Raw genomic sequence first — 19769 nt, 5'->3', positions numbered from 1 at the left:
ACTCCCATTGACACTAACACTCTGCTCACTTCATTGGCTTTTGAAGAACAAGCAGACTTCGTTGATACATATACACCGTGTTCTTCTAAAGCATGAACGACCACTTCCGGTTTTAAACCGACAAACGACACATTTACAATGTGTGGTGCTGCATATGCAAGCGACGTATTAATTGTTACATCTTCCATTTCTTTAAAGAAACGTACAAGCTCTGTTTGTAAACTTTGCAAATGAGCTATCTTTTCTTTCACTTGTTCCATTGTCATGCGAAGTGCTTTCACCATCGCTACAATGCCAGGTAAGTTCTCTGTACCAGAGCGATACTTAAGCTCTTGTTGACCACCTGATAAAATCGGATCTAATCTTACGCCATCACGCACGTAAAGAAGACCTGTTCCTTTTACACTATGGAATTTATGTCCAGATATTGAGCAAAGGTCAATATGAGAAGCATATAAATTAAGCGGTACTTTTCCTATCCCTTGTACATGGTCCACATGGAATCTTATTTTCGGATAATTCGATAATAACGTTCCAATTTCAGCAACAGGCTGAATTGCTCCAGTTTCGTTGTTCACATGAATAATTGAAACAAGAATTGTATCTTCACGAAGCACTCGCTTCACATCCTCTACCGATACAACACCATGCTCGTTAACCGGTAAATATGTTACATCAAACCCGAGTTCTTCTAATTGCTTATATGCCTCAAACACAGACGCGTGTTCAATATTTGTTGTAATGATATGTTTGCCGCGCGAACGATTCCTCATCGCTATCCCTTTAATCGCAAGGTTATTCCCTTCCGTTCCACCCGATGTGAAAATAATTTCAGAAGGTTTTACGTGAAGAAGCTGCGCTGCAATCGTTCTTGATTGTGTTAATAGACGCTCTGCCTCTCCTCCAAGCGAATGAATAGAAGAAGGATTTCCAAAATATTTCCCAGCAACCGTTACGTACGATTGAAGAGCTTCTGGATATGGCTTCGTCGTCGCACTATTATCAAAATAGATCATCGTTCTTCCCCTTTCAGCGCTATCACATCATATAATCATATCATAAATACGTGTAATTACGCTAAGACTACACAAAGGTTCCATTTTATCCCGATTGGTGAAGGCTAATAAGTAGTGGAAATGCCCACTGATTACAGTTTCACTTTATTTTGAAACGAATAACCTTACTGTATTCCGCTATTCATTATAGCAACATCGCCTTCAAAATTACACAAAAAAACAAACCCTTTATGAAAGGGTTTGTTCATTGTCTACATATTCAGCTATTTTTTGAACAACGCCAGGTTCAAGTTGCTCTAGTACAGAAGCCGCTTGTTCTAAAGCTGCATCGTATTGATATTCACGGAATAATTTCTCTGCATAATTTAAGCTTTCTGCAAGATTTTCATCATGACTGCGGTAACGGTTTCCGTATTGAATTAATTTTTCAACTAAATACGCTTGTCCAATTAACTCTTCTGTCATTTCAGCTACACCGTTAACAGTTGTGTATGCTTCTTCTAAACTGCTATTTACAGCATGCATATTTAGCGGTTTTATTTCTAATTGCTCATATACAGCTTGCATTGCCATTTGCCCTCTTTGTAAATCTTCCATAATACTCTCTGGAAGACCTGGCAAATTCGACTTTTGCATAAAGCGTTTCGTTTCAAAAATTGTATTGCGCATTTCCTGCAACTTCTCACGCGCTTCAAATTCTTCTTTACGCATCGTTTGTAGCATTTCTTTATATTCTGCATGAAGTACTTTTAAAGTTTCACATTGCTCATAAACCTCTTCTAGTTCCTCACGAATTATAGAGAATGCAATATCTTGTTCAGCAACGCGTAATTGCATCACTTCAAAACGTTTCATTAAAATGTGCATTTGCTTTTCAATTACTTTTTGAGACTCAATATCCTTATCTTGTAACTGATAGCTTTGTTTCACAAGTTGCGTTTCTGCTTTCGTTTCAATTGTTTCTTCACGAAGTTCTTCTAAATCTTCATAAACAGAAAGTGTTTTTTGCTCTACATAATGTCTCGCATGCACTTCTTGTTCTAGTTGATCATAAAAACCGTCTAAACGAGTTTTTAATTTTTCTACTTTTTCAGCCGCTTCCGTTATATGAAGCTCCTGTATATCCATTAAACATGTTTGTAGTTGTGTCGTCATATCGCGGACTTCTTTAGGGATTTCCAAGTAATCTAATACATAACCTTGTCTTACCATATCATTATGTCCGTGTAATAAATCTTCCAGTTGAACTGGTAACGTTGCTTGACACTCTACCAATAAATCTGGAATTTGGTGAATAATGATTTCTAAATTAGCTAAACCTTCTTCCAAACTAATAACAATTTCTCTCGCTTTTAAATAGTCGCCATTATTTGTTGCTTCTTCAAAACTATTAAATTTATTAGATTCGGCATCTAGCATCTCTTCAATTCTCTGCTCAGCTGCTCCATACATGTGTCGATGAGCAAGAACACTCTTTTTCATACTACGATATGTATCACGTAGCCCTTCAATTTCCGAACTATTTTTTTCATGGCTTTCTAACAGTTGCTGTAATTCATTTAAAATGTCTGTAATACGATTATCAGCGTCATCTAAACCACTTATGGATTCGTTCATCGCATGCTTTGCTTTGCGGAAGGAGAATTGCGAGGCGAATTTTCGCGCTTGCCCTAAATCTTTTTCAGCTTTTGGAAGAGTTGTTGATACGATTTCATCCCACTCTTCACGCCATTTACCAAACAGTTCTTCTGTTTGACCTGTCATGTTCAAATCTTTTACTCGCTTTAGTTCATCTGCTACAGGTTTATCTTTTATTTCTTGTTTCCACTGCTCCAGTGCTTCAATATCTTTATATGAACGATTTCTTATCACAAGCTCTATCATGAGCAGCACTAGAATAGAGCTTACTACAATGATAACGATCGTCAGGATAGAATCCATGCAAAAAAGCCTCCTAGTTATATCTCTTTTTTTGTCCGTTCCGTTTATGAAATGGAAGGCATTATGTATAAAAAGGGAATTCCCCTATATTTAACAACTAACAATGTACTAATCATACCATGTAATGACGTGTTTTTGACCTAGTTTTTTTTAAAATTTCATGTTTCTTTAAATGCAATTGTAATCTTTCTTAATCTTCCGCCCGCTTCACTACCTATCCTCAAATGATTGCCATAACGGGCACTCTTTCATATGAGATACGAAATAGATTTTGCGCATGAGTGGGGGTTCAACAGAAATCACATGCACATTCCCCTGCTTTACCGCTTGCTCCACTGACATTTCTGGAAGTAAAGTGATGCCAAGTCCAGCTCCGACCATCGCAAGCATCGGTTCTGCATAAGAAGTTTCAAACGCAATGATTGGTTTCGCACCTATACCTTGAAACATGTTCATAATCATTTTCCTTACATCACATATTTCTGGGTACACAATTAATTTCTCATGTTCCAAACCTTCCATTCGGATTATTGTTTTCTCTTTATAAGGATGATCATTTGAAACTACACAAACAATTTTTTCCTCCCGCATTTCTTTTATATATGTAGCGCCTTCTACTACTGAATCAATGAACATCGCTTCAACCTTCCGCTCTTTAAACAATTCCATTAATACTTTCGTATGCTCAATTTTCCATTCTATTTCGAATCCATCACCTAATATATCTTTGCATTTCGATATGTAATGCGCTGCTAAACTTGGCAATATACCTATCGAAATTCTCCGTTTCTCTTGATACTTCTTCATCTCCGTTTTCACTTCATGTATTTGTTCCAAAATCGGTAACATTCTTGCTATAAATATCTCACCAGCCTCTGTTAACTCCACTCCTTGAGCCGAACGCTTGAGTAAAGTAACCTCTAAATCCGCTTCTAATCTTTGAATTTGTTTACTAAGCGCTGGTTGTGAAATATGTAAAAGCTTACTTGCCTTTGATAAACTGCGCGTATGCTTTACTTCCATAAACGATCGTACTGCCTCTAAATCCATCATATACACCTCTAACAAAAAGTTATAACTGTTATAAAAAATCGATATTTCCTTCTATAAATCATTACTCTTTATACTTATTTCATCAACTTACTATAACGAAATGTAAAGGAGAATGGTACTCTTGAACAAAAAACAAATGCTCTTCGGATCCCTCCTATGCTTACTTGCCGTAACTGCCTGGGGATTTATGTTTCCTGTAATGGCAAATGCCTTACAATTTATCGATCCGTTCTTTTTCACAACTATTCGCTACGGATCTGCAGCTATTATTTTTCTTATTTTGCTATTAATCACTGAAGGGACACATTCGCTCCGCTTAGAAAAACGAACACTTTCTTTATTTTTTTACGGAACAGTCGGTTTCGCTGGATATGGTTTTCTCGTTTTCTACGGACAACAACTTGCCGGACCTTCTGGAGCAATCCATGCAGCGATGATTCAGTCTCTCATGCCACTAATTGCCTTATCATTACAATGGATAACAAAAAATAAGCGTCCACAAAACTACACTTTTCTTTGTATGTTCGTTGCATTACTCGGTGTTATGCTTGTCATTTCAAAAGGAAATATTCACTTATTATTTGGAGCTGCAAGTCACTTATCTACGAATATATTGATGTTATGCGGCGTTACTTGCTGGGTCATTTATACAAATGGCGGTGCTCGTTTTCAATCTTGGTCACCACTTCGATATACAACGTTAACTTGTTTGTTCGGTTCAATGTCACTCATCGTTATTGTCACTTTATTAACTTACACAAACGTCATTACTGTACCATCATTACGCACAATTGTGAGCGTTCGTTTTGAACTCTTTTATATGTCGATTATTGCAGGTGTTATCGCTGTGTTTTGCTGGAATATGGGGAATCGCTATATTTCATCTATTAACGGCATATTATTTATGAATTTAGTTCCTGTCCTTGCACTTATCGGTTCCATATTTCGAGGTTATACGGTCGACAAAATCGAACTTGCCGGAGCCTCATTAACAATTATTGCGCTATTATGTAACAATTTATGGAAAAGAAAAGAAACTACAAAAATCCCCACCTCGGTTCGTTAGGTGGGGATTTTTCACATATGAACAGCTCTTGGCCATTCCTGATACATATTCGTTTTACATAATGCTTGTTCCATCCATTGCTCAATTTCCTTCGTATACATTTCTAAGAAAAATGTTTCGGATGGAAATGAATGTAATACTTCTGATATATACTGTGGATATAAAAACGGCATATTTATCATGCCTTTTAATTGCGTCATAAACATTGTAAAAGATACCTTTCTAAACTCTTTCTTCATTTGTCCTTCTCTAATGATTTGTTCGATATAATATCTTTCTTTAGAAAAATAAACGGTCATCACTTCACGAATTAATGTCGTATCAAGTGAAAGCTCTCTATAAAAAAAACGTGTCAGTTCCCTATTTTCAAATTGATATCGTAAAATCCCGCGCACCATTTGCACCATCACATCTTTAGCCGACAAATACTCTCTCTGTTCAAAGGACGTTTCAATCACATGAATATATCCTTCTAAAAAATCAGTAATAAGCTGCTCTAATAGGCCTTGCTTTCCAGCAAAATAGTATGAAATATTCGCTACATTCACATCCGCTCGCTTTGCAATGTCTCGCACTGATGTCCCGTCATAACCTTTCGTATTAAACAACGATATTGCCGCATCAATTACTTTTTGTTTCGTCTGCTTCATGCGCTCACTTCCTCTCACTGAACAGCTATAGTTTAAATTTCTTGACTTTTAAGACAAATTCCTTTAATTTTCTATCGACAAAGTCATGTGAAATACATCGTATTTTGCTAATATTTTACACATCTCGATAAAAAGGGAGTTGTTTCCATGTTTACAAAAGAAAGTTATGCAGGTTCTCGTGAAAAGCAGTATGAGACAGTAATTAAACAACTGGATGCATTATTAACTGGCGAATTAAACGTAGTCGCAAACTTATCAAATGCGTCCGCATTATTAAACCAATTTTTAGATTGCGTTAATTGGATTGGCTTTTATGTAACAGAAGGAAATCAGCTCGTTCTCGGGCCATTCCAAGGAATGCCAGCATGCGTACGTATTCCATTTGGGCGCGGCGTTTGCGGCGTAGCAGCTGAAACGAAAACAACGCAACTTGTAGCGGACGTTCACCAATTCCCAGGACATATCGCTTGCGATAGTGCCTCTAATTCGGAAATCGTTGTACCGATTATAAAAGACGGAAATGTCATTGGTGTACTGGATATTGATAGTCCTGAAAAAAATCGTTTCGATGAAGTAGATCAGCACTATTTAGAAAAGTTTGTGGAAACACTGTTAAAACATATATAAGAAAAAGAGTGAGTTATCGATTAAGTACGTCATGTACGAAACCGATAGCTCACTCTTTTTTATTGATTACTAACAGTAGATATTTTCTTTAACGCTTGCTCCAAATCAGAAACGATATCCTCCCACGATTCTAAACCGACAGATAAACGTATTAAATTATCGAAAATACCCATTTCTTTTCTTAGTTCCGCTGGAATCCCAGCATGCGTCATCGTTGCTGGATGCTGAATTAACGTTTCTGTATCACCTAAACTTACCGCGATCGTAATAAAGTGAAGGTCATTGATAAACGCTTGCGTTTCCTCTTTCCCGCCTTTGACAGAAAAAGAAATAACGCCACCGCCCCGTTTCATTTGGCGAGATGCTAACTCCCCTTCTGGGTACCAAACCCCTTCTACTACATCATGATTTTTTAGGAACGATACAATTTTTTCTGCATTATCACAATGACGATCCATTCTTACTGCTAACGTCTTTAATCCGCGTAATAATAACCACGCATCAAACGGTGCCATAATACCACCGATATCTTTTCGCATCGGACGAATTTTTTCAGCTAACACTTTCGTTTTACAAATCGTTACACCCGCCACAACATCACCATGGCCACCAATATATTTTGTCGCACTATGCACAACTGCGTCACAACCAAGCTCAAGCGGTCTTTGTAAATAAGGTGAACAAAACGTATTATCAACAATGACGAGTAGGCCATTTCGCTTCGCAACTCGAATCACTTGTTTTAAATCGATTAATTTCATCGTTGGATTAATCGGTGTTTCAACGAAAATGAGCTTTGTATTTGGGCGAATCTTATTTTCAATATCAGTCTCTGTCTCCATATCACAAAACGAATGTGTAATCATAAATTTCTCTTCTAACACTTCTAAAAATCCGTACGTGCACCCATATAATCCGTTTGAACAAATAATATGATCTCCAGCTTTTAGAAAGCCAATTAACGTTGCTGAAATAGCTGCCATTCCGGATCCGAAAGCAAGTGCTTCTTCTCCCCCTTCTAACACAGCCATGCGCTCTTCAAATAATTTTACAGTTGGATTTCCAAGTCTTGAGTAAATATAAGACGGATCTACTCCCGCAAAACTCGCCTCTCCTTGCTGCGCAGTCTCAAATGTAAATGTAGACGTTTGAAATAACGGTGGTGTTAAACTTCCTTTATGTTCCTCAGATGTATAACCGTGATGAATTAACGCTGTCTCCATATGCTTCTTTTTCATAAAAACATCCCCTTTATGTTTTTATCCCGCATATTCACCATTAAAAAACTGATGAATGTTTTTACTACATTTTATGTAAGCGTTTTATTTGTGTTTCTATCTCTTCTTTTATATTGTTTTAAATTCCTTCTTATATTAATTTCCAAAATTTATATGCATAAAACAAAAACGTACTCGCTTGACGAAACTCTGGGTAAAAGATATAATAGCGTTTGTGTAAAATAAAAAGGCAGCCTTGTAATGTGAGTTTATCGTTTGTATTTTGTTCCTCTACGGAGGTGTATCTCGTAACTCCCTGCTGCTGGAGCGAAGGTACATGAAAACAAAATGCCCGTAAATATCGATTACGTCTGTTTTTATTTTACGTAAATAAAAACATTTTTAAAGGAGGAGTCAACTATGGCTCGTTATACAGGTCCAGCTTGGAAACTGTCTCGTCGTCTTGGAATCTCTCTAAGCGGCACAGGAAAAGAATTAGAAAAACGCCCTTACGCACCAGGTCCTCACGGTCCTAACCAACGTAAGAAACTTTCAGAATACGGTTTACAATTACAAGAGAAACAAAAACTTCGTCACATGTACGGCATGACTGAGCGTCAATTCCGTCGCACATTTGACCAAGCAGGTAAAATGCCTGGTAAGCACGGCGAAAACTTCATGATCCTTCTTGAAGCTCGTCTTGACAACTTAGTTTACCGTATGGGCTTAGCTCGCACTCGTCGTGCAGCTCGCCAATTAGTAAACCACGGTCACATCATGGTTGATGGCGCTCGCGTAGATATCCCATCTTACCGCGTTAAACCTGGTCAAACTATCAGCGTTCGCGAAAAATCTAACAGCCTTGTTGTTGTTAAAGAAGCGATCGAAGTTAACAACTTCGTACCAGAATACTTAACTTTCGATGCTGATAAATTAGAAGCTACTTACACTCGTCACGCTGAGCGTTCTGAGTTAGCAGCTGAAATCAACGAAGCATTAATCGTAGAGTTCTACTCTCGTTAATGACAAAAAGCCAATCCTGTGGATTGGCTTTTTTCAATTCTCACCATAATTTTTTATATCCCACGTAACATAAAAATCCCAATACTCTATACCCCCACCTAAAACAAATATGTTTTATCTAATCTAATTCAAATAAAAAAATAACCTTCCTATTTCCATACATAACTTATGTTATATTATGAATTTTTAAATAACAGTATTAATATTAAGGATTTTTAAACTTTATAACGAGGAGACGTTGATATGGAATTCAGAAATGACATAAACAAAATAGCTAACCAAATTTTAGAACGAAAAGAGTACATAACTAATGAAGAAATGACCAAGCAATCCTTAATTATTCCTTTTCTTCAAAAGCTAGGTTATGACGTTTTTAGCCCTTTAGAAGTTAGACCTGAGTATATTGCAGACTTTGGAACTAAAAAGGGGGAAAAAGTCGATTATGCGGTTTTCAAAAATGGAGTTCCAATTATTTTAATTGAGGCAAAACCTGTAACAGAAAACCTCCTTAAACACGATGCGCAACTATCTAGGTATTTCAATGCCTTACCTGATGTGAAAGTAGGGGTACTAACTAATGGTATAGAATACAAATTTTATACTGATTTAACAAATGACAATGTAATGGATGAAAAACCTTTCTTCACATTCAGTATGGATAATTTAAGTAATTTAGATATTGAAACGATTGAAACTTTTACAAAAGAGAATTTTGAAGCTGAAGAGATCGTAAAATATGCCGAAGAACTTATTTATATGACCAATTTAAACTCCACAATTAAAGAGTTATTTAAAAATCCTTCAGATGACTTCCTTCGTTTTCTAATTAAAGACTTCAGCTCAACTAGAATTACAAATAACGTTTTAGAGCGGTTCCGACCAATTGTTAAAAAAGCAATTAATCGAACACTATTAGAAATAATCAGTGATGGTTTAACACCAAAAGAAACAAAAATAACGGAGAAAATAGAAACAAGCCTAGTTGCAGCCGCTTCTGCCGAAATAATGGAAGACATTAGCAAAGAAGACAAAACAGATAGAGTTTTCACTACCGAAGATGAACTGACTGCCTTTAACATTGTTAAAGAAATATTAACTGAAAATCAAAGAGACATCAGTGACCTCAAATATAAAGATACTATTAGTTATTTTTGCATCATGAATCGTGTAATCACAAAATGGTTTATACGTCTCTTCCTTGATGGAGATGCAAAATCCTTAGTTGTAAGACTAGATCTAGAAGCTACTAAACAGCTATGCCCTAATTTCGTTGTTGAGCAAGCCCCAAAATCACAGGGAGTAAGTAGAATTTTCATTGATAATGTTAATGATTTAAAAGATTTGGAACCACTTATTATTTCATGCTATGATCAGATTTTAGCTAATGTTTAAAAAGAGGGATTTCCCCTCTTTTTCCAACACAATGACAAAAAGCCAATCCTCTGGATTGGCTTTTTGTCATTTATATATAAAATAAAATTATTTATTTTCCTCTTTTTGAACATATACATAAGCATCTTTTTGCTCTTTATGTATATCAACCTTCGAATTCTCTGCAAGCTGACCCGCATTTAGCAAAGAAAAAATAATGAGCGCTTCTAGTGACATTTCGTTTTACCACTCCTTTCTATTTGTTATACGTTTATCATACCGCTTACATGTGATTTCCGTATGAACTCGAAAAGGAGATTAGAACAAAAAGGTTACAGGCATACGAATGCACGCTATAATAACCATAAAATAGGAGGTTGATTCTTTTTGACAATAAACCAAATGGTTCAATTTGGCAGTTCATGTATGTTGTTTATTACTTCAGCACTTATGAGTTGGTATCAGGGGAGTAATTTAATAGATTATCCTGATGAATGGAAATATAGCGCTAAGTTCACGAATTACTTTAAAGGCGCCGTTTCAAATTACCAAGATATTTATCAAATCGATTTCTTTATATATGCAGCAAAATTTTATCCAACAGCATTTATTGTTATGCTCATTAGCTTACTTTATATGCTCGTATTAATTCTTCATATTCTATTTACAAGAACTCGTAAGGTAATCTAAATTCATACATAAAAACCCCGAATCATAAACCTTTCAGCCTACAATCCGGGGTACTATTTGTTTTATATTCGTTTCTGATTAGTAACGAATTAAGAAATATTTCTTCTTACCGCGGCGAATGATTGTGAATTTACCTTCGATGCGGTCGTTTTCTGTTACAACATAGTCTAATGCTTGTGTACGCTCACCGTTTACGTAGATTGCACCGTTCGTTACATCTTCACGTGCTTGACGTTTAGATGGAGAAATTTTGCTTTCTACAAGTAAGTCGATTAATACTGTATCTTCTGCAGTACGTTCTACAGATGGTACGTCTTTGAATCCTTGTTCGATTTCGCTTGCAGTCAGTTCTGCTACAGAACCGCTGAATAGTGCAGCTGAAATTTTAATTGCTTGCTCTAATGCTTCTTCACCGTGAACAAGTTTTGTCATTTCAGAACCTAACGCTTTTTGTGCTGCACGTTTTTCTGGCGCTTCAGCTACTTGCTTTTCAAGCTCAAGAATTTCTTCATGAGATAAGAATGTGAAGTATTTTAAGTATTTAACAACGTCGCGGTCATCTGTGTTAATCCAGAATTGGTAGAACTCGTAAGGAGTTGTTTTCTCTGGGTCTAACCAGATTGCGCCGCCTTCTGTTTTACCAAACTTCGTACCGTCAGATTTTGTAACAAGTGGAATTGTTAAACCGAATGCTTTCGCATCTTCTTCTGATTTACGGATTAATTCAAGACCAGCTGTAATGTTACCCCATTGGTCACTACCACCGATTTGTAGGCGGCAATTATGGTGTTGGTATAAGTTTAAGAAGTCGTATGATTGTAAGATCATGTAACTAAACTCAGTGAATGAAATACCCGTCTCTAAACGAGATGCTACTGTATCTTTTGCTAACATATAGTTTAAACCGAAGTTTTTACCGATATCGCGTAAGAATGAAATGACATCTAAGTTACCAAGCCAATCATAGTTATTAGCCATTGTTGCTGGGTTTTCCACGTTTTCGAACTCTAAGAAGTTTGAAAGTTGGTTTTTAATGCTTTCTGTGTAGTAAGCAACTGTATCTTTCGTATTTAATGTACGCTCTGCTTTTTTACCACTTGGGTCACCGATCATACCAGTACCACCGCCAACAAGTGCGATTGGTTGATGACCAGCTAATTGGAAACGACGTAACATTAATACTGGTAACATATGACCGATGTGTAAGCTATCCGCTGTCGGGTCGAAACCACAGTATAATTTAACGCTTTCTTTTTCTAATAATTGCTCAAGGCCCTCAGCATCTGTTTGCTGATTAATTAGACCGCGAAATTCAAGATCTTGTAAAATACCCATATCCTACATACTCTCCTTTAAGTTCATTACTGGCGTGAAGGTTGAAAACATAAAAAAATCGCCCCTTCAAATAAGGGACGATTTTGATTATCGCGTTACCACCCTAGTTGCAGGCAAAAAAAGCCTACCACCTTATTTACATAACGGCTTAGCACCGTCTTTTCCCTTTTGAATACAATTCAATCGAAAAAAGATGCTCTAGGGGCGTAATTCGCGATCATCTATGTGCTGATTTTCACCGGCCATCAGCTCTCTAAAACAGGGAAATGATCACTACTTCTCCCTTTCCACGCTCAATTATTCATATACTTTTCTTTATACCATCATTTATATAGGCGTGTCAAATAAGGGCAGGATTTCTCTTCTTGTCAATCCTTTACAACGTCACAAAGAGTAATTTATTAGACATATAAAAGCCTCCCTCATCTATTCTTTCATAAATGTATACAGACGAGGAAGGCACTTCGTTCAAATATTATTTTAGTTTTTTTATAATCTTTGCAGGATTCCCGCCAACTACTACATTATTAGGCACATCTTTCGTTACGACAGCACCAGATGCAATCACCGCATTGTCTCCAATTGTTACACCTGGATTAATAATTGCTCTTCCGCCAATCCATACGTTATCGCCAATTGTAACTGGTTTTCCGTATTCTGATCCGCTTATACGCTCAATTGGATCGAGTGGGTGCGTTGCTGTATAAATGTGAACACCTGGAGCTAACATACAGTTCACTCCGATTGTTACCGGGCATACGTCTAAAATCGTACAGTCAAAGTTCGCGTAAAAATTTTCGCCGACATGAATGTTATAGCCGTAATCACATCTAAAAGAAGATTCAAGATGAATATTATCTCCTGTCGTTCCGAATAATTCTTTTACGATTTCGCTACGCTCTTTCAATTGCTCTTCTGGCGTATCATTTAATTTTCTCGTTAATATACGTGCTTGCTCTCTTTCTTGTACTAAAACTGGATCAGCCGGTATGTACATTTCTCCTAGTATCATCTTTTCTTTTTCTGTTTTCATCATACTATCCCCTTCAACTTATATATATAAGTTCATGATATCATAAAAAAGAAAGGCCTGAACATTTTTCGTTCAGACCTTTCTCTCTTAATCTTCCATCGTTGATAAGTCACCTGTTGGTAAGTTTAACTCCCACGCTTTTAATACGCGGCGCATAATTTTACCACTTCTCGTTTTCGGTAATTTATCTCTAAATTCAATTTGTCTTGGCGCTGCATGAGCTGCTAGGCCTTTTTTTACAAATTGACGAATTTCTTCTTTTAATTCATCAGATGGTTCGTATCCTGCTCGAAGTGCGATAAACGCTTTAATAATTTCGCCACGCACCGGATCAGGAATACCAATTACACCAGCTTCTGCAACAGCAGCATGCTCGATTAGTTTACTTTCTACTTCAAACGGTCCAACTCGCTCACCTGACGTCATAATTACATCGTCAATACGTCCTTGGAACCAGAAGTATCCGTCTTCATCCATATAAGCTGAATCACCTGATACATACCAGTCTCCCGGCATAAAGTATGACTCATATTTTTGCTGGTTATTCCAGATTCCACGCATCATAGCTGGCCAACCTTTACCAATTGCTAAGTTACCCATTGTGTATGGAGGCACTTCATTTCCTTCATTATCAACAATCGCTGCTTTCACACCTGGAATTGGTTTACCCATTGAACCTGGACGGATTTCCATACACGGATAGTTACAAATAACTTGTCCACCTGTTTCTGTCATCCACCACGTATCATGAATACGAAGTCCAAATGCATTCATACCCCAGCGAATTACTTCTGGATTTAAAGGCTCACCTACGCTTAATACGTGGCGTACTTGTGATAAGTCGTATTTTTTAATTGCATCTTGTCCAGCTCCCATTAACATACGGAACGCTGTCGGTGCACTATACCAAACTGTTACACCGTAATCTTGCAGTGCTTCATACCATGCATCTGGACTAAATCGTCCACCTAAAATAACATTTGATGCTCCGACTAACCACGGTGCAAAAATGCCGTAAGCAGTTCCCGTTACCCAGCCCGGGTCAGCAGTACACCAATATACGTCATCTTCTTTTAAATCTAATACCCATTTCGCCGTTTGATAGTGCTGAACCATTGCATTTTGCGCATGGAGAACACCTTTCGGCTTACCAGTAGAACCAGACGTATAGTGAAGAATTAAACCGTCTTCGCGGCCTAACCATTCGATATGTAATTCTTTTGAAGCTTGTTCAAATAAAGGATTGAACGCTACTGTTTTACCGCCTTCTTCTACATTATCTCCAACAAGAAAGACTGTTTTTAAAGCTGGTAAATCATTTAATGGTATACGCTCTAACAATTCAGGAGTTGTAATTAACACCTTTGCTTCGCTATCTTCTAAACGATCACGAACTGCGCCTTCCATAAATGCTTCAAATAGCGGTCCAACAATTGCTCCTAATTTCACTGCACCTAAAAGCGCGAAATATAATTCTGGAGAACGTGGCATAAAAATAAAAACGCGATCGCCTTTTTCAACATCGCCATAATTTTTTAGGACGTTTCCTGCTTTATTAGAAAAATCCTTCATTTCCTTAAATGTATATTTCTCTTTTCGCGATCCATCTTGATAATAAAGGGCTACTTTATTTTTTCGATCAGATTTCGCATGCTTATCAATTGCTTCATACGCCATATTTACTCGGCCTGTCTCATTCCAAGTAAAATTTTTATTAACCTCTTCCCAGTTAAAATTCGCGTATGCCTCTTCATAATTCGGCAAATTATTTTCTCCTTTAATGACAGGAAGCGTTTCTACTTTCATACTTTACATCCCCCTCCTATGTATTCTATTATCTATTATAAAGACATTATTTAAAATTTTCAGTATATTTGTTGATTTTTAGACAAATTTTTAATGACAAAATTCGATTCACATCGCATATATTATAAAGTACGATATTAATAGATTCACAAACCCTCAAGGTGGTGAGCAATACATTGATTCATAAAAAAATATATAATGCTAGAAACTTGAAAACAGCGAAAGGCACTTTAATTATTGAAGGTCCTGTCTCTACCCATAATCTTGAAATGTATGAATTCCATCCAGATTTAATTGCGTTTCGTCCTGCCGAGCAGCAATATAAAGCAATTGTCGAAATTTCTAAATTACCAGAAGCTCGACTCATTATTGCTAGACATGACCAAATGATTGTTGGATATGTTACATATTTATATCCTGATCCACTTGAACGATGGTCAGAAGGAAAAATGGAAAACTTAATTGAGCTTGGGGCAATTGAAGTAGTCCCAGCCTTCCGAGGGTCCTCTGTCGGAAAGAACTTATTAGAAGTGTCTATGATGGACGATTATATGGAAGATTACATTATATTGACGACTGAATATTATTGGCACTGGGATTTGAAACAAACAGGATTGAATGTGTGGGAATACCGAAAAGTAATGGAAAAGATGATGAATGCCGGTGGGTTACAATGGATGGCTACAGACGATCCTGAAATTTGTTCACATCCCGCCAACTGTTTAATGGTCCGCATCGGTAAACGGGTTGATACGGATTCTATTCAAGCATTTGACCGTCTACGTTTTCACAATCGTTTTATGTATTAATAAAGGGGGCAACTGGAATGATTGTAGAAGAAATTATGAATCAAAATGTAGTTACACTACATCCAAACGATACAATCGAAACAGCAATCCGAACGATACGCACGAAAGGAATTCGGCACATTCCAATTGTCGATCAAAATAATCACGTCGTAGGCATTATTTCTGATCGGGATGTAAGAGATGCAAGTCCGTCTATTTTAGATGAACCAGTTTCACTCAATATGCTGAAGCAACCGCTCGAACTTATTATGAAACATCCTGTTATGACTTGCCATCCTCTCGATTTCGTTGAGGAAATTGCTACTTTATTTTTTGAAAATAAAATTGGCTGCCTTCCTGTTACAAAGGCTGGTAAGTTAGTTGGAATTATTTCTGAATCTACTGTACTGCACACGTTAGTAAAATTAACAGGAGCACATCAACCAAGTTCGCAAATTGAAATTCAAGTAAAAAACGAACCTGGTATTCTTGGAAAAGTCGTTGCCATTTTTAGTGAGTTACAAATCAATATCGTGAGCGTTCTCGTCTACCCAGCAAAAGATGAGAATGATAAAGTACTCGTTTTCCGCATTCAAACGATGAATCCGCTAAAAGTGATTGATGCACTTGAAGCAGAAGGCTACCGCGTATTATGGCCAAACATCATGGGGATGCAAGCATGAGTAGCGCGTTTATTTATTCGGATGACTTTCGGGGCTATTCATTTAGCCCTGATCATCCTTTTAACCAACTGCGCGTCACACTTACGTATGATTTATTACAAAAGGGCGGTTTCATCTCTCCCTCTCAAATCATCTCACCACGGATGGCTACAGATGAAGAGATTGCCTACGTTCATACAGAGGAGTACATACATGCGGTAAAACGTGCTGGAGAAGGAAAGTTAGAAAAATCAATTGCGATGACATATGGACTCGGAACAGAAGACACACCGATGTTCTCAAATATGCACGAAGCAAGTGCATTGCTCGTTGGTGGTACGTTAACAGCTGTCGATGCTGTTCTTTCTGGAAAAGTAAAACACGCGCTTAACTTAGGAGGCGGCTTACATCATGGCTTCCGTGGTAAAGCATCTGGCTTTTGTATTTATAACGATAGCTCCATCGCAATGAAATATATTCAGAAGAAATACGGTTTACGTGTTTTATATATTGATACAGACGCTCATCACGGTGATGGCGTACAGTGGTCGTTTTATGATGACCCTAGCGTATGCACCATTTCATTACACGAAACCGGACGTTATTTATTCCCTGGAACTGGCGCTGTAAATGAACGTGGACAAGGTAATGGCTATAGTTATTCTTTTAACGTTCCACTCGATGCTTTTACAGAAGATGAATCGTTTCTAGAATCATATCGAACTGTCGTAAAAGAAGTTGCCGCATACTTTAAACCGGATATTATTTTAACGCAAAACGGTGCAGATGCGCATTATTACGATCCACTTACACACCTTTGTGCAACGATGAATATTTACCGTGAAATACCGAAGCTCGCTCGCGAAATCGCTAATGAATATTGCAACGGTCGCTGGATCGCTGTCGGCGGCGGTGGCTATGACCACTGGCGCGTCGTCCCAAGAGCGTGGGCACTCATTTGGCTCGAAATGAACAACATCCAAAACATCTCAGGTTATCTTCCTCCAGAATGGATTGACGCTTGGAAAGGACAAGCAGAAACAGAACTTCCCCTCACATGGGAAGATCCAGACAACATGTATAAACCTATCCCCCGTAAACCAGAAATTGAAGAAAAGAATGCATTAACTGTAGCGAAATCCCTTGAAATTATTCGGAATAATATGACAAAATCTTTGTACTAAACGAAAAGGAGGCTCGTTTTTTAATAGCCTCCTTTTATTTATTGTCGATTTCTGTCAGTAAGTCGATATATTTTAATAATCGCTGATATATTTCGAGTTGCGCCGATATATTCTGATAATCGCTGATATATTTCGAGTTGCGCCGATATATTCTAATAATCGCTGATATATTTTCATTTCATAACAGCCTGGCCCAACTTTTATGAGAAAAGGTCGTGATATTATGTGGAAACGACAAATGCTCCGCACGAAACGTGGTACATTTGAACTCTTTACAAAAGGGAATGGTGAACCGCTTTGTATTACACACCATTATTCACAATTTAATGAAACTGGTGATTACTTCGCGGATGTTTTTACTGCTACGCATCGTGTATTTCTCATTAATTTACGAGATGCCGGTAGCTCTGTAACCGCCCAGTCAGAAAACGAATTAAGCATGATTGAAACAATCCACGACTTAGAAGCAATACGAGAAGCATTACAACTTCCAACATGGCATTTCGCCGGTCATTCAACAGGTGGTATGCTTGGAATTTTGTATGCGATTACATATCCGAATTCCTTACAATCATTAGTCGTAGCAGGAGCTGCAGCAAGTAACTATGCCGAAACACCATTTTGCATTTATCATCCAGAACATCCACAGTTTCATTATATGCAAGAGCTCATCGAAAACTTAAAAAGCCCTTACCTTACAAGTGAAGAACGGAAAGAACTATCTACTAAGAGAACAAAATTATCATTGTATAAACCCGAAAACTATAACTTTTATTTTTGTAGACCGATCAAAAAAACAATGTCCACCAGCCGGATGAACGCTTTCGCTCATGAATATTCTTCATTTGATTTAAGAGAGTCTTTATCTTCTATTAAAACAAAGACACTTATTATGTGCGGACGACACGATGTGCAGTGCCCAATTCAATATTCTATCGAGATGCATGAGGGTATACGTAATTCTATCTTTATTCCATTTGAGGACAGTAACCATTATCCTTTTTTAGAAGAGGCTACCCACTTTATTTCTATCACACAAGAATTTTACAAAACGTTATAACAGGGAAAATCCAGTTTTGAGTTCAGTTACTATTAAAAAAATCTAAATAAATAACATATGAATTCACAGACTAATGTACTAATAAAAGCTCAAAGTCTCTATATGACTTTGAGCTTTATTTTTTAGAAGAAAAACTTCATACTATAATAAAATAAAAGATAAAAAGAAAAAAGGACTAAACCTAAATCAATAAATACTGACTTTTTATCTCCTTCTTTTACGCTGATCGTAATACCAAACATACTTCTAACCATCCAAAAAGCCACCAAAAATAATCCACCTAAATGGTCATTTGTATAATCTTTATCATAAAACATTTGTATTGCACCAATAATTAATAAAATAAGTATGATATTAGTCCCAATCTTTAAAGCCTTGTTTGATTTAATATTCTTTCATACATCCACCAAAACCTAACACTTCCTCTCAAACCATCCTGCGTTTTATTTCTCTTTATATTTTAACACGAATTACCTAATATTCCCTTTCAAATTCAAATCATAAGTGTAATACACTATTACGCATATAAAAAACCTGTCAACACTTTGACAGGTTTACTACACATTAAAACGATAACCAGCTCCCCATACCGTTTCAATATATTGCGGGTGGGCAGGATCTCTTTCAATTTTTTCACGTAACTTTCTAATGTGAACGACAACAGTAGCTAAATCGCCAGCAGAATCTAATCCCCAAATACGTTCAAATAACTGTTCTTTATTTAATACTTGGTTTGGGTGCGTTACAAAGAATGTTAATAAATCAAATTCCTTCGTTGTAAACGCGATTTCTTCATTGTTTATAAAAACTTTCCTCGCTCGTTGATCGATAGAGATTCCATGAATATATAACGTATCACGTTGCTTACTTACATTTCCTGATAATCTTTCATAACGAGAAATATGTGCCTTTACCCTTGCGACTAATTCACTTGGGCTAAACGGTTTCGTTATATAATCATCCGCTCCTAATCCGAGTCCGCGAATTTTATCTATATCTTCTTTTTTAGCTGAAACAAGTAAAATCGGAATATCTTTTATAGCACGTATTTGTTTACAAATTTCGAATCCATTCATTTTCGGAAGCATAATATCTAAAATAATTAAATCATAGTCTTCTTGCAGAGCCATTTGTAAGCCTATTTCTCCAGAATGCTCTACATCAACTTGAAAATCACTAATTTCTAAATAATCTCGCTGTAATTCTGCAATACTTACTTCATCTTCTATTAGTAAGATTCTTTTCAA

At 37.0% G+C, this 19769-nt stretch carries 20 protein-coding genes and 1 other annotated feature; of the genes, 9 read left to right on the top strand and 11 right to left on the bottom strand.

Annotation, left to right across the window (positions count from 1 at the left end; all coding sequences use genetic code 11):
- The 3 genes from JDS92_RS20775 to JDS92_RS20765 form a co-directional block, all read right to left on the bottom strand.
- Nucleotides 1-1016, bottom strand: a 1016-nt coding sequence (locus JDS92_RS20775; protein ID WP_199632453.1) for a cysteine desulfurase family protein, incomplete at its 3' end; no start/stop codon positions are given.
- Between the two features lie 228 nt (nucleotides 1017-1244).
- Nucleotides 1245-2957: a septation ring formation regulator EzrA gene (ezrA, locus tag JDS92_RS20770; RefSeq protein ID WP_000377321.1), complete on the bottom strand. Its 1713-nt coding sequence runs from the start codon at nucleotides 2955-2957 to the stop codon at nucleotides 1245-1247.
- Nucleotides 2958-3167: 210 nt separating this feature from the next.
- Nucleotides 3168-4007, bottom strand: coding sequence for a LysR family transcriptional regulator (locus tag JDS92_RS20765; RefSeq protein ID WP_199632454.1), 840 nt, complete (start codon nucleotides 4005-4007; stop codon nucleotides 3168-3170).
- Between the two features lie 124 nt (nucleotides 4008-4131).
- Here JDS92_RS20765 and JDS92_RS20760 point away from each other — a divergent pair, with 124 nt between their 5' ends.
- A complete protein-coding gene (locus JDS92_RS20760; protein WP_199632452.1) occupies nucleotides 4132-5076 on the top strand; it encodes a DMT family transporter in 945 nt (314 codons plus the stop codon).
- Nucleotides 5077-5087: 11 nt separating this feature from the next.
- On the opposite strand, the gene refZ is transcribed toward JDS92_RS20760, so the two are convergent.
- Nucleotides 5088-5726, bottom strand: a complete 639-nt coding sequence (gene refZ, locus JDS92_RS20755; protein ID WP_000814925.1) for a forespore capture DNA-binding protein RefZ — start codon at nucleotides 5724-5726, stop codon at nucleotides 5088-5090.
- Nucleotides 5727-5873: 147 nt separating this feature from the next.
- Between refZ and JDS92_RS20750 the strand changes: the two genes are divergently transcribed.
- The gene (locus JDS92_RS20750; RefSeq protein WP_199632451.1) at nucleotides 5874-6353 is read left to right on the top strand and encodes a GAF domain-containing protein; all 480 of its coding nucleotides are present in this window, start codon (nucleotides 5874-5876) and stop codon (nucleotides 6351-6353) included.
- A 59-nt stretch (nucleotides 6354-6412) separates the two neighbouring features.
- Here JDS92_RS20750 and megL read toward each other — a convergent pair whose 3' ends face one another.
- Entirely contained in the window at nucleotides 6413-7591 is a 1179-nt protein-coding gene (megL, locus tag JDS92_RS20745; protein ID WP_097959237.1) for a methionine gamma-lyase, read from the bottom strand.
- 399 nt (nucleotides 7592-7990) lie between these two features.
- On the opposite strand from megL, the gene rpsD reads away from it, so the two are divergent.
- Nucleotides 7991-8593, top strand: coding sequence for a 30S ribosomal protein S4 (gene rpsD, locus JDS92_RS20740; protein ID WP_000135316.1), 603 nt, complete (start codon nucleotides 7991-7993; stop codon nucleotides 8591-8593).
- Between the two features lie 243 nt (nucleotides 8594-8836).
- Nucleotides 8837-9985 (top strand): type I restriction endonuclease, encoded by a 1149-nt coding sequence (locus tag JDS92_RS20735; protein ID WP_000395707.1) that lies wholly within the window; start codon nucleotides 8837-8839, stop codon nucleotides 9983-9985.
- An 87-nt stretch (nucleotides 9986-10072) separates the two neighbouring features.
- On the opposite strand, the gene JDS92_RS20730 is transcribed toward JDS92_RS20735, so the two are convergent.
- Nucleotides 10073-10201, bottom strand: coding sequence for a hypothetical protein (locus tag JDS92_RS20730; RefSeq protein WP_000050940.1), 129 nt, complete (start codon nucleotides 10199-10201; stop codon nucleotides 10073-10075).
- A gap of 150 nt (nucleotides 10202-10351) precedes the next feature.
- Between JDS92_RS20730 and JDS92_RS20725 the strand changes: the two genes are divergently transcribed.
- Complete coding sequence (locus JDS92_RS20725) at nucleotides 10352-10654, top strand: YjdJ family protein (protein WP_098911637.1); 303 nt, start codon at nucleotides 10352-10354, stop codon at nucleotides 10652-10654.
- Between the two features lie 78 nt (nucleotides 10655-10732).
- On the opposite strand, the gene tyrS is transcribed toward JDS92_RS20725, so the two are convergent.
- The 3 genes from tyrS to acsA all read right to left on the bottom strand — a co-directional run bounded on the left by tyrS (nucleotide 10733) and on the right by acsA (nucleotide 14828).
- Complete coding sequence (tyrS, locus tag JDS92_RS20720) at nucleotides 10733-11989, bottom strand: tyrosine--tRNA ligase (protein ID WP_095690134.1); 1257 nt, start codon at nucleotides 11987-11989, stop codon at nucleotides 10733-10735.
- A gap of 70 nt (nucleotides 11990-12059) precedes the next feature.
- Nucleotides 12060-12288: a binding site (T-box leader), on the bottom strand.
- Between the two features lie 176 nt (nucleotides 12289-12464).
- Nucleotides 12465-13025 carry a maltose acetyltransferase domain-containing protein gene (locus JDS92_RS20715; RefSeq protein ID WP_016099034.1) on the bottom strand — a complete coding sequence of 187 codons (561 nt, stop codon included), beginning with the start codon at nucleotides 13023-13025 and terminating at the stop codon, nucleotides 12465-12467.
- Nucleotides 13026-13109: 84 nt separating this feature from the next.
- Nucleotides 13110-14828, bottom strand: coding sequence for an acetate--CoA ligase (acsA, locus tag JDS92_RS20710; RefSeq protein WP_000862062.1), 1719 nt, complete (start codon nucleotides 14826-14828; stop codon nucleotides 13110-13112).
- Between the two features lie 176 nt (nucleotides 14829-15004).
- Here acsA and acuA point away from each other — a divergent pair, with 176 nt between their 5' ends.
- The 4 genes from acuA to JDS92_RS20690 all read left to right on the top strand — a co-directional run bounded on the left by acuA (nucleotide 15005) and on the right by JDS92_RS20690 (nucleotide 18522).
- A complete protein-coding gene (acuA, locus tag JDS92_RS20705) occupies nucleotides 15005-15637 on the top strand; it encodes an acetoin utilization protein acetyltransferase AcuA (RefSeq protein WP_098711742.1) in 633 nt (210 codons plus the stop codon).
- A gap of 17 nt (nucleotides 15638-15654) precedes the next feature.
- Entirely contained in the window at nucleotides 15655-16299 is a 645-nt protein-coding gene (locus tag JDS92_RS20700; RefSeq protein ID WP_199632450.1) for an acetoin utilization AcuB family protein, read from the top strand.
- Nucleotides 16296-17462 carry an acetoin utilization protein AcuC gene (gene acuC, locus JDS92_RS20695; RefSeq protein ID WP_000092816.1) on the top strand — a complete coding sequence of 389 codons (1167 nt, stop codon included), beginning with the start codon at nucleotides 16296-16298 and terminating at the stop codon, nucleotides 17460-17462. The genes JDS92_RS20700 and acuC overlap by 4 nt, the downstream gene beginning before the upstream one ends.
- A 202-nt stretch (nucleotides 17463-17664) precedes the next feature.
- Nucleotides 17665-18522: an alpha/beta fold hydrolase gene (locus JDS92_RS20690; RefSeq protein WP_142345877.1), complete on the top strand. Its 858-nt coding sequence runs from the start codon at nucleotides 17665-17667 to the stop codon at nucleotides 18520-18522.
- 122 nt (nucleotides 18523-18644) lie between these two features.
- Here JDS92_RS20690 and JDS92_RS20685 read toward each other — a convergent pair whose 3' ends face one another.
- A complete protein-coding gene (locus JDS92_RS20685; RefSeq protein ID WP_033665756.1) occupies nucleotides 18645-18911 on the bottom strand; it encodes a hypothetical protein in 267 nt (88 codons plus the stop codon).
- Between the two features lie 168 nt (nucleotides 18912-19079).
- Nucleotides 19080-19769: a response regulator transcription factor gene (locus JDS92_RS20680; RefSeq protein ID WP_002039721.1), complete on the bottom strand. Its 690-nt coding sequence runs from the start codon at nucleotides 19767-19769 to the stop codon at nucleotides 19080-19082.

Origin of the sequence: Bacillus cereus group sp. N12, from assembly GCF_016483575.1 — a bacterium.
GTDB classification, from domain to species: Bacteria; Bacillota; Bacilli; order Bacillales; family Bacillaceae_G; genus Bacillus_A; species Bacillus_A toyonensis.
This window is presented reverse-complemented; position numbering and strand designations above follow the sequence as displayed.